General features: G+C 70.9%; 9 protein-coding genes. 5 read left to right on the top strand and 4 right to left on the bottom strand.

Annotation, left to right across the window (positions count from 1 at the left end; all coding sequences use genetic code 11):
- Positions 1-127: 127 nt before the first annotated feature.
- Entirely contained in the window at positions 128-1,666 is a 1,539-nt protein-coding gene (locus COGEMETH_RS11555) for an OpgD/OpgG family glucan biosynthesis protein (protein WP_238182710.1), read from the bottom strand.
- Positions 1,667-1,942: 276 nt separating this feature from the next.
- On the opposite strand from COGEMETH_RS11555, the gene mdoH reads away from it, so the two are divergent.
- Positions 1,943-3,859, top strand: a complete 1,917-nt coding sequence (mdoH, locus tag COGEMETH_RS11550; protein WP_238182709.1) for a glucans biosynthesis glucosyltransferase MdoH — start codon at positions 1,943-1,945, stop codon at positions 3,857-3,859.
- 13 nt (positions 3,860-3,872) lie between these two features.
- Here the strand turns inward: mdoH and COGEMETH_RS11545 are convergent, their stop codons facing one another.
- From COGEMETH_RS11545 to ispG, 3 genes are all read right to left on the bottom strand, one after another.
- Positions 3,873-4,235, bottom strand: a complete 363-nt coding sequence (locus COGEMETH_RS11545; protein WP_238182708.1) for a hypothetical protein — start codon at positions 4,233-4,235, stop codon at positions 3,873-3,875.
- Positions 4,236-4,334: 99 nt separating this feature from the next.
- Complete coding sequence (locus COGEMETH_RS11540; protein WP_238182707.1) at positions 4,335-6,326, bottom strand: potassium transporter Kup; 1,992 nt, start codon at positions 6,324-6,326, stop codon at positions 4,335-4,337.
- 356 nt (positions 6,327-6,682) lie between these two features.
- Positions 6,683-7,993 (bottom strand): flavodoxin-dependent (E)-4-hydroxy-3-methylbut-2-enyl-diphosphate synthase, encoded by a 1,311-nt coding sequence (gene ispG, locus COGEMETH_RS11535; RefSeq protein WP_238182706.1) that lies wholly within the window; start codon positions 7,991-7,993, stop codon positions 6,683-6,685.
- A gap of 405 nt (positions 7,994-8,398) precedes the next feature.
- Here ispG and COGEMETH_RS11530 point away from each other — a divergent pair, with 405 nt between their 5' ends.
- The 4 genes from COGEMETH_RS11530 (at position 8,399) to COGEMETH_RS11515 (ending at position 13,685) form a co-directional block, all read left to right on the top strand.
- Positions 8,399-9,532: a patatin-like phospholipase family protein gene (locus COGEMETH_RS11530; protein WP_238182705.1), complete on the top strand. Its 1,134-nt coding sequence runs from the start codon at positions 8,399-8,401 to the stop codon at positions 9,530-9,532.
- A 300-nt stretch (positions 9,533-9,832) separates the two neighbouring features.
- On the top strand, positions 9,833-12,127 hold the full coding sequence (locus COGEMETH_RS11525; protein ID WP_238182704.1) for a TonB-dependent siderophore receptor: 2,295 nt from the start codon (positions 9,833-9,835) through the stop codon (positions 12,125-12,127).
- Between the two features lie 84 nt (positions 12,128-12,211).
- The gene (locus tag COGEMETH_RS11520) at positions 12,212-12,832 is read left to right on the top strand and encodes a sigma-70 family RNA polymerase sigma factor (protein ID WP_238182703.1); all 621 of its coding nucleotides are present in this window, start codon (positions 12,212-12,214) and stop codon (positions 12,830-12,832) included.
- An 85-nt stretch (positions 12,833-12,917) separates the two neighbouring features.
- Positions 12,918-13,685 carry an anti-sigma factor gene (locus tag COGEMETH_RS11515; protein WP_238182702.1) on the top strand — a complete coding sequence of 256 codons (768 nt, stop codon included), beginning with the start codon at positions 12,918-12,920 and terminating at the stop codon, positions 13,683-13,685.
- The last annotated feature ends 19 nt before the right edge of the window (positions 13,686-13,704 follow it).

The following is a 13,704-nucleotide window of genomic DNA, read 5'->3' as shown; positions in this document are numbered from 1 at the left end:
CGAGGGCCACCCTCTCCCGCAGAGGGGGGAGGGGGACGGGTGGCTCATCCCGACCACACGGTTCTCGCCAAAACCCTCGGCCGGGTGTTCCTCCACCCGGCCGCGTCCCTGCTGGACGACGGCCCGGTCAGGCCACCGCGTCCCAGGTCTCGCTGATCCGCTCGTCACCCTTTGCGAGGTGGGCGCGCAGGACCACGTCGCCCGGCGGCATCGGCGCGGGCGGGCGCCACTCCACGTAGATGCGCCAGCCCCCGGTCTGCGGCACCGGGGCGGCCACGGGCTCGATCAGGGTGCCGGCGCTGGCCGAGACCACGGCCGTGATCGACGCGTCGTGGTCCTTGGGCAGGCCCGGACCCTCGAAGTCGATGGCGTAGAGGCGCCGCTGCGGGCTCGGCGGCTCGGTGGGGCGCAGGCGCTCGGCCGAGCCGACGCGGGTGGAGACCACGCGGGCGAGGTCGCCGGGCAGCACGGGCACGGGCTCGGCCCCCACCGTGGTCAGGCGGTAGGCGAGCCTGAGGGGCCGGCCGGCCTCCACCGGGGCGGCGGGTACGAAGGCCGCCACGACGTTGTCCATGTACTCCTCGCGCGAGGGGATCTCGAAGAGCTGCACCGCGCCCGCCCCGAACGGGCCGTCCGCTTGCGGTGAGGCGCCCGCTGCCACCATCTCGGGCCGCGCAGGCTGGACCGGCTCGACCCACAGGCCCGGCCGGGCCTCGTGCCGGGCCTCTACGTCGAGGTAGGCGGCAAACGTCCGCTCCCGCTGCATCAGCCCGAAGCCGGTGAGCGGGTGTGCCGCGAAGGCCGAGACCTGCGGCGCCGGGCGCCCGTTGACCAGGGGCCGCCAGAGCCGGTCCTCCGGGGTGCGCACCACCAGCCCGTCCGAATCGTGCACCTGGGGCCGGAAGTCGTCGAAGGGTTGGGCGTTGCGCGCGCCCGGCCCGTTCTGGCCGATCAGGAACATGCTGGTCAGCGGTGCGAGCCCCAGGCGTTCGATCGCCTTCCGCGGATGCAGCGAGGCCGTGACGGTGATCCGCGCGGGCTCGCCGGGCGCGATCTCGAAGCGGTAGGCCCCGGCCACGCTCGGGCTGTCCAGCAGCGAGAGCACGGTGAGGCTGCGGGCCTGCTCCTGCGGCTCGCAGAGCCAGTGGGCGGTGAAGTCCGGGAATTCCTCCCCCGAGGGCAGGCCGGTGCCGATTGCGAGGCCGCGGGCCGAGAGGCCGTATTCCTGGCCGGCCGCGCGCAGGCGGAAATAGGAGGCGCCGAGGAACACCAGGAACTCCTCCTGGAAGCCCGGCGGGCGCCATTTCGGCGTGTCCTCGAAAGCGTAGTGCAGGCGAAACCCGGCAAAGCCCAGCTCGGGCGGGAAGCTCTGGCCCTCCAGCTTGCGGCCGAGGTCGAACAGCCGGGTCTCGTAGGCCACCGGCCGCGGCGGGCCGGAGCGCGGCTGGACGAACAGGGCCACGCGCTTGCGCTGCAGGAAGCCCCGGTGGAAGAGCTGCGCGCTGAAACGGGGGCCGAGATGCAGGCTCTCGGCCGGCTTGAACACGATGCTGCGGTAGCCGTCGTAGGTCAGGGCGGCCAGCGGAGCCGGCAGGTCCTCGGGCGGCCCGGCATAGGGGGCGGCGGCGAGGCGCTCGGCCTGCGCCACGACGCCCTCGAAGGTCATCGCGGGGCCAGCAGAGGGGCTGTTCCCCTCCTGCGCCTTCGTTCTGGCGGTATTCAGGTCGATCGCATTAGACAGGACAGTGCCGGCAGCCGCGGTCAAGGCCGTCCGAAGGACGCGGCGACGGGAGGGGGACGCGTCACCGCCGGGCTCGGGCAGGTCATCCTGCCGGGCCGGCCCCTGCCTGTCGCCCCGCTCATCGGTGTCCCCGCTCATCGGCGACCGATCCGCCCGTGACGGCGGGGCGGTGCCCCTTCACGATCGAGTCTCACGCGCCCCATGTCCCTCACACCGCTGTCGCACGACACCCGGACGGTCGATGCCGGGGCCCACCATATCGAGCCTCGCTATGTCGAGGCTTGGGCGCCCGAGGGCAAGGGCGCCTCGCTGTTCGGGCGCCGCCTGGCGCTGGCCGTGCCGTCGCTGGCCACCGGCGCCGCGATCGCATGGCTGGCGAACCTCGCCTATCCGGCGGCGGGAAGCTGGCTCGGCGGCACGGTGCTCGCCCTGTTCTGCCTGGTCATGGCCTGGCAGTCCTTCGTGGCCTGGCAGTACCTCTACGGCCTGATCGCGGAAGGCCTCGGCGCGCGGGCGAAATCCGCCCTGGAGCGGCGCTCGGAGACGGTGCCCGCGGCCCCCACCGGCCACAGCCGCACCGCCGCGGTGGTGGCGATCCACGCCGAGGACGCGGTGGCGGTGTTTGCGGCCTTGCGCGTCATGGCCCGCTCGCTGGCGCGCGAGGGCAGCGAGGACCTCGACCTCTTCGTCCTGTCGGATACCCGCGACGGCGCCATCGCGGCCGTCGAGGAACACGAATTCGCGCGCGCCCAGGCGTGGCGGGCCACCCTGCCGGGGGCGCCGCGCATCCGCTACCGCCGCCGCACCGAGAATACCGGGCGCAAGGCCGGCAACATCGCCGAGTTCTGCCGCAGCCACGGGTCCGAGTACGACTTCATGATCGTGCTCGACGCCGACAGCCTGATGACCGGGGCCGCCATGCGCCGCCTCGTCCGGCTGATGGAGGAGAGCCCCCGCGTCGGCCTGATCCAGACCGTCTCGTACGCCGCCGGGCGCGACACCCTGTTCGCCCGCATCCAGCAATTCGCCGTGCGCCTCTACGCGCCCCTGGCGCTGCGCTGCCTGGAGACCTGGCAGGGGCCGGACGGCAGCTACTGGGGCCACAACGCGATCCTGCGCATCGCCGCCTTCGCGAACTACGCCCAGCTTCCCGTGCTCACCGGCAAGGCGCCGCTGGGCGGCGAGATCCTCTGCCACGACATCGTCGAGGGCGGGCTGCTGCGCCGGGCCGGCTGGGAAGTGCGCCTGCTGCCGGAGATGGGCGGCACCTGGGAGGAGATGCCGACGAACCTCGTCGACCTCCTCGGGCGCGAGCGCCGCTGGTGCCAGGGCAACCTCCAGCACATGCGGGTGCTGCCCTGGCCGGGCCTGCGGGCGGCCAGCCGCTGGCACCTCCTGGTCGGCATCCTGTCGTACTGCGTGCTGCCCCTGTGGATCGCCTATCTCGGCCTCGGCACCTGGCTCGCGGCGCGGACCGGCGACCTCGGCCTGCTGGGCTACGGGCTCACCGGCACCACGCCCGCCGCCCATGCCCTGGCGATCCTCACCGTCACGGTGCTGGCGCTCCCCAAAGTCCTCAGCCTCGGGCACGTGCTGGCCTCGGCCGAGCGCCGGGCGGCCTTCGGCGGCACCGCCTCGCTGCTGGCGAGCGCGGCGCTGGAACAGCTGGTCTGGGTCTTCCTCTGGCCGGTGATGACCCTGTTCACCGCGGGCGCCGTGTCCTCGACCTTCGTCGGCCGGGTGGTGCGCTGGGATACCCAGGTGCGCGACGACCGGCACGTGCCCTGGTCGGAGGCGTTCCGGCTCCAGGCCGACGCGGTGGTGGTCGGCGCGCTGCTCGCCGGTGCGCTGGCCTATGTCGGCGACCCGGTCCTGGCCCTGTGGATGGCGCCCCTGGCGCTCGCCCTGCTGACGAGCCCGGCCCAGAGCGTCTGGACCAGTCGGGCCGACCTCGGGCGCCTGGCCCGCGCCCGCGGCCTGTTCCTCACCGCCGACGACACGGCCCAGGCTCCCGAACTCGCCGAGTTGGCCCAGAGCCGCATCAACCCGGTCCCGGTCCGCGCGACCCTGCGCGAGGCCGAGCCCGCCCTCTGGCGCCCGGCCGCCGACGAGATCTGAGGCGCGCCCGCCCTCAGCGGCAATACGGCAGCAGGGAGCGGCCGTAGGGGTCGTCCACCCCCGGCGGCGGGGTCAGGCCGTAATAGCTCGGCTTCGACAGGCCGTAGGTCGAGCCGACGTAGCTCGGGTCGTCCGGGGCGTCGGTGGGCACAGGCACCTGCCGCGGGGTGCAGCCCACGGGCAGGGGCGGCGGCGGCCCGCGGCGGACCAGGCGCTCGCTGCCGTCGCTGCGGGGGAAGTAGCGCAGGGACCCGCCGGGCAGCGGATCGCCGAAGGCCGGCCGGTCGCGCAGGAGCAGGTCGGCCGCCGGGGCCGCCCCACCGCAGGCGAGCAGGGCGAGGGCCGCGCCGAGGCCCCGCCGGAAACAGGAGTTCATGCCGCTTGGCCCGCGCTGACGATCCGCCACCCTGGCGGTTTCATGGTGAACGGGCCGTTACTCGGGATGCCGGCGACCCCTCCGACGCCGAACGGACGCTCACACCGTGACCTGGGTGCCCACCTCCACCACCCGCCCCGTGGGAATCTGGAAGAAGTCGGTGGCGTCGTTGGCGTTCTTGGCGAGCGTGATGAAGATCCGGTCCTGCCACAGCGGCATGCCCGAATGGGCCGCCGGGCGGATAGAGCGGCGCGACAGGAAGAACGAGGTCGCCATGATGTCGAACTTGAAGCCCTGGCGGCGCAGCAGCGTCAGGGTCTTGGGGATGTTGGGCGTCTCCATGTAGCCGAACTTCATCACCACCTTGAAGAAGTGCGGGCCGATCGGCTCGATGCGGATCTTGTCGGCATCAACGGAGCGGGGCGTGTCCACCGTCTCGACAGTGAGGATCACGTTCTTCTCGTGCAGCACCTTGTTGTGCTTGAGGTTGTGCAGGAGGGCGGCGGGCGCGATCTCGGGATCGCTCGTCAGGAACACGGCGGTGCCGCGCACGTGGTGGGGCGGGCTCTTCTCCAGCATGCCGACGAGTTCGAGGATCGGCACGTCGGTCTTGCGGGTCTTGTTGAACAGGATCGTGACGCCCCGGACCCAGGTCCACATCAGCACGATCAGGACGGCCGCGAGCAGCAGCGGCACGTAGCCGCCCTCGAAGACCTTGAGCAGGTTCGAGAGCAGGAACAGGAACTCGATCACGATGAAGGGCAGGATCACGGCCGCCGCCGCCAGCGGCGACCAGTTCCATGAACGCCAGACCACCAGGAAGGTCATGCTCGCGGTGAGCAGCATCGTGCCTGTCACGGCGATGCCGTAGGCGGAGGCGAGCGACGAGGAGGTGCGGAACACCACCGCCAGCACCACCACGCCGACCAGCAGCAGCAGGTTGATCTGCGGCAGGAAGATCTGGCCCGAATGCGATTCGGAGGTGTGGCGGATCTCCAGGCGCGGCAGCAGGCCGAGCTGGATCGCCTGCCGCGACAGGGAGAAGGCGCCGGTGATCACCGCCTGGCTCGCGGTGACGGTGGCGAGCGTGGCCAGCACCACCATCGGCAGCAGGCCCCATTCGGGCACGAGCTGGAAGAACGGGTCGCTGGTGTCGGGCTTCTCCAGCACCAGGGCGGTCTGCCCGAGGTAGTTCATGGCCAGCGCCGGGAAGACGAGGCCGAGCCACGCGATCTGGATCGGCCGGCGCCCGAAATGCCCGAGGTCGGCAAACAGCGCCTCCGCCCCGGTCACGGCCAGGAAGACGGCGCCGAGCGCCACCAGGGCACCGCTGCCATGGCCCAGCAGGTAATGCACCGCGTACCACGGGTTGATCGCCAGGAAGACCTCCGGGCGGCGGACGATGTGGGGCACGGCCGCGGCGGCCAGCGCCAGGAACCACACCACCATCACCGGCCCGAAGAAGGCGGCGACCTTGCTGGTGCCCCGGCTCTGGACCAGGAACAGGGCGACGATGATCGCCACCGTGATCGGCAGCACCGAGTTCTCGAAGGCGGGGGTGACGAGTTTCAGGCCCTCCACCGCCGAGAGCACGGAGATGGCGGGCGTGATCACCGCGTCGCCGTAGAACAGGGCGGCGCCGAGCAGGCCCAGGGTGAAGACGATGCGCGAGCCGCCGAGCGCCTTGCGCGCCAGCGCCATCAGCGAGAGGATGCCGCCCTCGCCGTTGTTGTCCAGGCGCAGCAGGATGACGACGTACTTGACCGTGACGATCAGGAACAGCGCCCAGAGGATCAGCGAGGCGGTGCCCAGCACCTCCTCCGGCAGCAGGATGTTGTCGTAGCGGGCCGGCACCAGGGCCTCGCGGAAGGCGTAGAGCGGGCTCGTGCCGATGTCGCCGTAGACCACGCCGACCGAGCCCACCGCCAGCGTCCAGAAGCCCGGATGCCCGTGCGCCTGCCCCTCCACGGGATCGACGGCCCCGGCCGGTGCGACGGCCGGCGGCGCGGAGGCGTCGGGCCCCGACGCGGCGGGTCCGCCCGTGGGATCGGGCTGAGCGGCGGAGACGCTCGGTGTCGCGGGTTGGGTCATCGGGTGTGATCGAGGCTCAGGCCTGCCCGGCGGTTCGCGGTGTGGCGCGTCGATGCCCCACCGGAGGCGCGATATGGGACGCGAAAAGTCTGCCGGGCTGCGTGCCCGGCGGAAGGGCCGGCCGCTCACGGGTTTCGATGCCCTGCTATCACGCCGCCGCGCAGGCGGAAACAGCCGCCCGTTGCGGACGTGCCCCTGCCCGGACGCGCGGCGGCCATGCCGCAGGCTCAGAGGTGGCTGGCGGTCGGGGAGCGGGCTCGGACGGTGAAACGTCTACGGCACGCGTCCCTTCCTCCGCAGAGGGGGGAGGGCGACGCCTGAGCCGGCCTTCGCCGCGGACGGTGTGATCCGCGAGCTTACTCGGCCGCGTTCCGCGCGCCCTGGCCGAAGCGGCGCTCGATGTAGTCGATCACGACGGTCTCGAAATCCTTGGCCAGCGTCGCGCCGCGCAGGGTCATCGCCTTCTTGCCGTCGATGAAGACCGGGGCGGTCGGGGTCTCGCCGGTACCGGGCAGCGAGATGCCGATGTCGGCGTGCTTCGACTCGCCGGGGCCGTTGACGATGCAGCCCATCACCGCGACGTTCAGGCCCTCGACGCCCGGATAGGTCTTCTTCCACTCCGGCATGGAGGTGACGATCCAGTTCTGGATGTCGCGGGCGAGTTCCTGGAACGTGGTCGAGGTGGTGCGCCCGCAGCCGGGGCAGGCGGCGACCATCGGCACGAAGGTGCGGAACCCCATGGTCTGGAGCAGTTCCTGGCTGGCCTTCACCTCGACGGTCCGGTCGCCGCCGGGCTCGGGCGTCAGCGAGTAGCGGATCGTGTCGCCGATCCCCTCCTGCAGCAGCACGCCGATGGCGGCCGACGCCGCGACCAGCCCCTTCGAGCCCATGCCGGCCTCGGTCAGCCCGAGGTGGATCGCGTAATCCGAGCGGCGGGCGACCTCGCGGAAGACCGCGATCAGGTCCTGCACCGCCGAGACCTTGGCCGACAGGACGATGCGGTCCTTCGGCAGTCCGAGTTCCACGGCGCGGTCGGCGGAGCTGAGCGCCGAGCGCACCATCGCCTCGCGCATGACCGCGCGGGCGTCGATCGGCCGGGGGAGCTTGGCGTTCTCGTCCATCAGGTGCGTGAGCAGCGCCTCGTCCAGCGAACCCCAGTTCGCGCCGATGCGCACGGTCTTCCCGTAGCGGATCGCCTGCTCGATGATGGTCGAGAACTGGACGTCCTTCTTCTCCTTGAAGCCGACGTTGCCGGGGTTGATCCGGTACTTGGCCAGGGCCTCGGCGCAGGCCGGATGGTCGGACAGGAGCTTGTGGCCGATGTAGTGGAAGTCGCCGACCAGCGGCACGTGGCAGCCGATGCGGTCGAGGCGCTCGCGCACCTTCGGCACGGCGGCGGCGGCCTCCTCCCGGTCGACGGTGATGCGCACCAGCTCCGAACCCGCGCGGGCGAGCTGGGCCACCTGGGCCACCGTGGCGTCGATGTCGGCCGTGTCGGTGTTGGTCATCGACTGGACGACGATGGGGGCGCCCCCGCCGACGATCACCGCGCCCTCGCCCTCGCCGACGCGCACGCCGACCGTGCGGTGACGGGGGGCCGGACCTGCGATCTCGGGGCCGGTGCCGGCGATCGGGTTGTCGGAACGGACGGCTTCCATGGCTTCCATCGTAGACCTTCGCGTACGGCCGCTTGTCGCCCGCCGCCGAGCGGGCGCCTTACACGGCCCGGCCTCGACGGCCGACTCGCATGATTCGGCTCGCGTGGACGATACGCGCGCAACCCTTGATCAGCGATTGCCGTGACCCGGGATCGCGATGAGGTGCGAACGAGACGCGCGAGCGTCAAGCCGATTCCGGCGCATGCCGGCGCCGCGCGTGTCATGTCGCATCCGCGCTGCAATGTCGAGTTTTACCCTCTCCCGCACTGCACGGAAGGCAGCCGGACCGGCGCCCGCGCGCGGCGGGCCGCCCGGATGGCGCGAAGGGCCGGCGTGCTTTTTCGCACCGGGCATGGGGCGCAAGGGCGGCACGCGCGTTGCTGCTGCACTGCACCATCCCATCTGGAAGCCATGATGACAGACGCCAGCCACGGTCCCGAACCCGAGAACCCCTTGACCGCCGTCCCGGAAGGCGTGCCCGTCAACGACGGCATCGAGGACCGGCCCTCCGCCCGTCCGCCCCTCAACATCATGGCCGGCCCCGGAGCCGAGAAGACCGTGGCGCTCGCGCTCCAGGGCGGGGGCGCGCACGGCGCCTTCACCTGGGGCGTCCTCGACGCCCTGATCGAGGACGGGCGCCTCGGCTTCGAGGCGGTGACCGGCGCGAGCGCGGGCGCCATGAACGGCGTCGTGATGATCGACGGATGGCTGAAGGGCGGCCCTGACGGCGCCCGCGAGGGGCTGGAGCGGTTCTGGCGCGAGGTCAGCCTCGACGGGGACATGGGCCCGGCCCAGCGCAGCCTCGTCGGCAGCCTGCTCGGGTTCTGGAAGGGCAACCCGGTCGCCGAATTCTGGATGAAGGCGCTGACGCCGAGCCCCTACGTTTCCAATCCCCTCAACATCAACCCCCTGCGCAAGGCGCTCGCCGCCCAGATCGACTTCGAGGGCCTGCGCGAGGCCGACACGGCCGGCGTCTTCGTCTCGGCCACCAACGTCTGGACCGGCAAGCTCGCGGTGTTCGAGCGCGAGCGCCTGACGGTGGACCACCTGATGGCCTCGGCCTGCCTGCCCACCGTGTTCCAGGCGGTGGAGATCGACGGCGTGCCCTATTGGGACGGCGGCTACCTCGGCAACCCGCCCCTCTACCCCCTGCACCGGGGCGCACAGACCGACGACATCCTTCTGGTGCAGATCAACCCGGTCGAGCGGCGGGAGACCCCGCGGACGGAGGCCGAGATCCGCGACCGCCTCAACGAGATCACCTTCAACGCCAACCTGATGCGGGAACTGCGCGCCATCGACTACGTGGACGGGCTGATCGAGGAGGGCGTCCTCGGCCAGGGGGCCTACCAGCGGGTACTGGTCCACCGCATCGACGGTACGGACGCCCTGGAGGAATACAACGCGGCCTCCAAGCTCGATGCCCGCTGGAAGGTCTTCCTGCGTCTGCGCGACAAGGGCCGCAGTGCCGCCCAAACCTGGCTCGCCGAAAACTACGAAAAAATCGGGCGGGACTGCACCCTCGACCTTCAGCAAGCCTATCAGTGAAGGCGACGCGGCGGCAGGCCGGAGATGTTGCAGAATCAGCACTTTCCGCAGCCAAGATTCCAGCCTGCCGCCGCGGAGCCTCTCCGGGTTCTGAAGCTCCCGCGAACCAGAAAGGCTTGCCGCTCAAGTCCTTGAGAAAACTCCAGAGGCACGGTTTGGAACAGCTCTAGATAATGTCTGGAACCGGTCCAAACTATGCCGATTGCACGGCGAACCGACTTGCCTAGACCTGCGAAGAACTGAGGGGCACGCCGTCCGGACGATGGATGGCGCAGACCTTACGCGGGGGGCTCATCCGGCATGGCACGATCGATCAGCGCGCATCACGGCGCCCGCAGCCTGCGTGCCGGCCTGACGGCCGGGATCGCCGGGGCGGCGCTCCTCGCCGGGCTCGGGTCCGCCTGGGCGCAGGCGTCCAAGCCGCCGAATGCTTCGAACACCCCGACCCCGGTGGGGGCCGCGGCGGCAGGCTCCGTCACCCTCGACGAACTCTCGGTGGAGGCGCAGGCGCCGACCTTCGGCACCACCGGATTCGTCGCGACCCGCTCGACCGCGGGCATGAAGGGCAACGATTCCATCCTGGAGACCCCGGCGACCGTCAGCGTCATCACCCGCGAGGAACTCGACGTCCGCGGCGTGCAGGACCTCAACACGGCGGTGGCCTACACCCCCAACGTCCAGGCGGTGGATTATCCGGGCGGCCAGGGCGGCCCGACCTTCACGCTGCGCGGCTTCAACGCCAACAACTTCGACAACGTCTACGAGGACGGCCTGCGGTACGGCTTCAACTCGTTCGACCAGAACGTCGAGCCCTACGGCTACGAGCGCATCGACGTGATCAAGGGGCCGATCTCGGTGCTCTACGGCGCGGGCCAGCCCGGCGGCATCGTCAACCTCGCCTCCAAGCGCCCGACCTTCACGCCGTTCAACGAGGTCTTCCTCCAGGGCGGCAACCGCAACCGCATCCAGGCCGGCTTCGACCTGTCCGGTCCGGTCGAGGGAGCGCCCCAGTTCGCCTACCGCATCACCGGCCTCGTGCGCAGCGCCGACAGCCAGGTGAAGTACACCCCGGACGACCGGACCTTCATCGCCCCGGCAGTCACCTGGCGCCCGGATTCCGACACCTCCCTCACGGTGCTCGCGAAATACGCCGAGTACCGCGGCGGCGGCTCCGAGCAGAGCCTGCCCATCGTCGGCTCGATCATCCCGAGCACCCGGGGCTTCTACCAGCGCGACGTCTTCGTCGGACAGCCGAACTTCAACACCGGTCTCCTGGAGAACAAGGAGATCGGCTACATCCTCGACCACACCTTCGCGCCCGGATGGCTGTTCCACTCGGCCTTCCGCGCCTACGAGACCACGTCGAAGTATCAGGCCGTCGGCGCGTCGCCTGCCGCGACGCCCGCGAGCTTCCTCGCGGTCTCCGTCACCCCGTATCTGCGCGACCAGTCGAGCCAGGGCCTGCTCGCCGACAACCATGTCGAGGGTCAGTTCGACACCCTGGGCGTCCAGCACAACGTCGTCTTCGGCGTCGACTTCCAGAACTACTACCGCCGCGACGCGCGGACCTACCCGAACGGCTATCCGCTGGCCGTCGCCAACCGGTCGATCGACCTCTACGACCCGACCTACAACCTGGCCATCGCCTTCCCGCAGCGGACGAATTTTTCCGCCCGCGCGACGCAGCAGCAGACGGGCGCCTATTTCCAGGACCAGATGAAGTGGAACGGCTTCATCCTCACCGGGAGCGTGCGCAACGACTGGGTCGACCAGCGGATCACCAGCGTCTTCAATTTTCCGAACCTTCCCGTCGCGACCCTGAACCGGACGACGGTGGACCAGCAGAGCTTCTCGGCGCTCAGCTACCGCGCGGCGCTGGGCTACGAGTTCGCCTACGGCATCGTGCCCTACGCCTCGTACTCGACCTCGTTCAACCCGCAGATCGCCGGACAGCGGGCCGACGGCACGGCGCTCAGCCCCCGCGAGGCGTCGCAGGTCGAGGGCGGCGTGAAGTGGCAGCCCCCCGGCAGCAACGCCCTCTACACCGCCTCGTATTTCGAGATCACGCAGACCAATATCCCGCTGGCCGACCCGCTCAATCCCGGCTTCTTCATCCAGACCGGCGAGGCGGTGGCCAAGGGCTTCGAACTCGAGGGCAAGGCCAACCTGTTCGAGGGCTTCAACCTCGTCTTCGGTTTCGCGCATCTCGACACCAAGGTAACGAAGAACCAGTCCGACCCGACCCTCATCGGCAATCGGCTCGCCAACGCGCCCACCAACACCGTCTCCCTGTTTGCCGACTACGCGTTCCCGTTCGCCTCGCCTTTAGGCGGCCTGCGCGCGGGGGCGGGCGTGCGCTACGTCGGCGCGCGCACGGACGCGACCAACGTCGACCACATCCCCGGCTACGCCCTCGTGGACGCCTCGGTGAGCTACGACCTCGCCCGGCTCGACCCGGCCTGGAAGGGCGCCGTGCTGTCGGTGAACGCCACCAACCTGTTCGACCAGCGCTACTTCACGTCGGGCTTCTACACGGGCTACGTCTTCGAGGGCTTCCGGCGCTCCGTGTTCGGGACTTTGACCTACCGCTGGTAGCATCCCGGCCCACGATCCGGCGGGCCGGACGCTTTAAGTGTGCGGCGCGCGGATTATTCCCGGCTGTCCACGCGTTGACAGGAGATGAGCGCCGACAAGACGAAGAACCCCGACATCGTCGACCTGCTGGTGCCGCTGCGGCGCTACGCCCGTTCCCTCACCCGCGACGCTCTGCGGGCGGACGACCTCGTGCACGACACCCTGGTGCGCGCCCTGGAGGCCAAGAACGGCCTGCGGCCGAACACGAACCTGCGGACCTGGATGATGACGGTCCTGCACAACGTCTTCATCGACGACCAGCGCCGCAAGCAGGTGGAGGCGCGCCACGCCGACGTGCTGGTGCAGCTCAACGAGGAGGTGGCCCTGCCGGCGCAGGAAGGACAGGTGCGCCTCGCCCAGATCCGACAGGCCTTCCTCAGGCTCCCCGAGGAGCAGCGGGCCGCCCTCCATCTCGTGACCCTCGAAGGGATGGCCTACGCGGATGCGGCGGCAGTGCTCGGCATCCCGATCGGCACGCTGATGTCGCGCCTCGGGCGCGGGCGCGCAGCCCTGCGGGCGTTCGAGGACGGCACCCCCGGCAAGTCCGATGCGGAACCGCCCGCCCGCGCCCCCGAGCGCGGGCACCTCCGGCTGGTGTCCCGCGACGGGCACGCGGAGGGACCGGATTCCATACCCTTTCCCAGGCGGGCCGGCGGCGGCCCCTGACGATCCATAGGGCCCCGGCGTCGGGCCGGCCGCACGAGGACGACGCAGAGACCACAGGATTTTTTGGACGGCAGGATTTGGCGCGATGATCGACCCGATCACAGACAGCGATCTCATCGCCTTCGTCGACGGACAGCTCGACGTGATGCGGCGCCTCGACGTGGAAGCCCACCTCGCGCGCCATCCCACGGTGGCGGCCCAGGTGATGGCCGAGATGCACGATCGCGACGCGCTGCGCGAATCCTTCGCCCGCGCCCCGACCCCCGGCCCGGAGCGGAACCTGAACGCGGCCCGGCGCCTCGACCGCTCCCTGCGCTGGCGCCGCGTCTCCGCGCGCCTGAAGCGGGCGGCGGCGATCGCCGTCCTGGTCGGCGCCGGCTGGCTAGCGCACGACGAGATCGGCCAGTTCGGCGTGCCCGGCACCTTCGCCGCCACCGTGGACCCGACCCTGGTGGAGGATGCCCAGCAGGCCCGCCAGGTCGTGCGGCTGCGCGCCCGGATCGCCTCGCAGCGGGGCGGCGCCTACGACCGTGCCGAGATCGAGGCGGCCACCGGCATCGGCCTGCCGGCCATGCCCGAGGGCTGGAGCGTGCGGGACGTACAGGTGTTCCCCGCCCGGCACGGCACCGGGATCGAGGTGGCCGTGGCCGCAGGGCCGTTCGGCGAGGTCTCGCTCTTTGCCACCCATCGCCGTTCGATCGGACAGCCCAACGAGATCGCCGGCTCGGGCGAGGACACCACCATCTACTGGACGGCCGGCGGCTCGTCCTACGCCCTCAGCGGCTCGGGCGACGAGGCCACCCTGCGCCGTGCGGTCGCGATGCTTGCCGGCGGCAGCACCGCCACACGCTGATCGGACTCCAACCCCTCGA

Source organism: Methylobacterium trifolii (genome assembly GCF_022179685.1).
Lineage (GTDB): Bacteria > Pseudomonadota > Alphaproteobacteria > Rhizobiales > Beijerinckiaceae > Methylobacterium > Methylobacterium trifolii.
The sequence above is the reverse complement of the archived record's forward strand: the minus strand, read 5'-3'. Positions and strand labels throughout refer to the sequence as shown.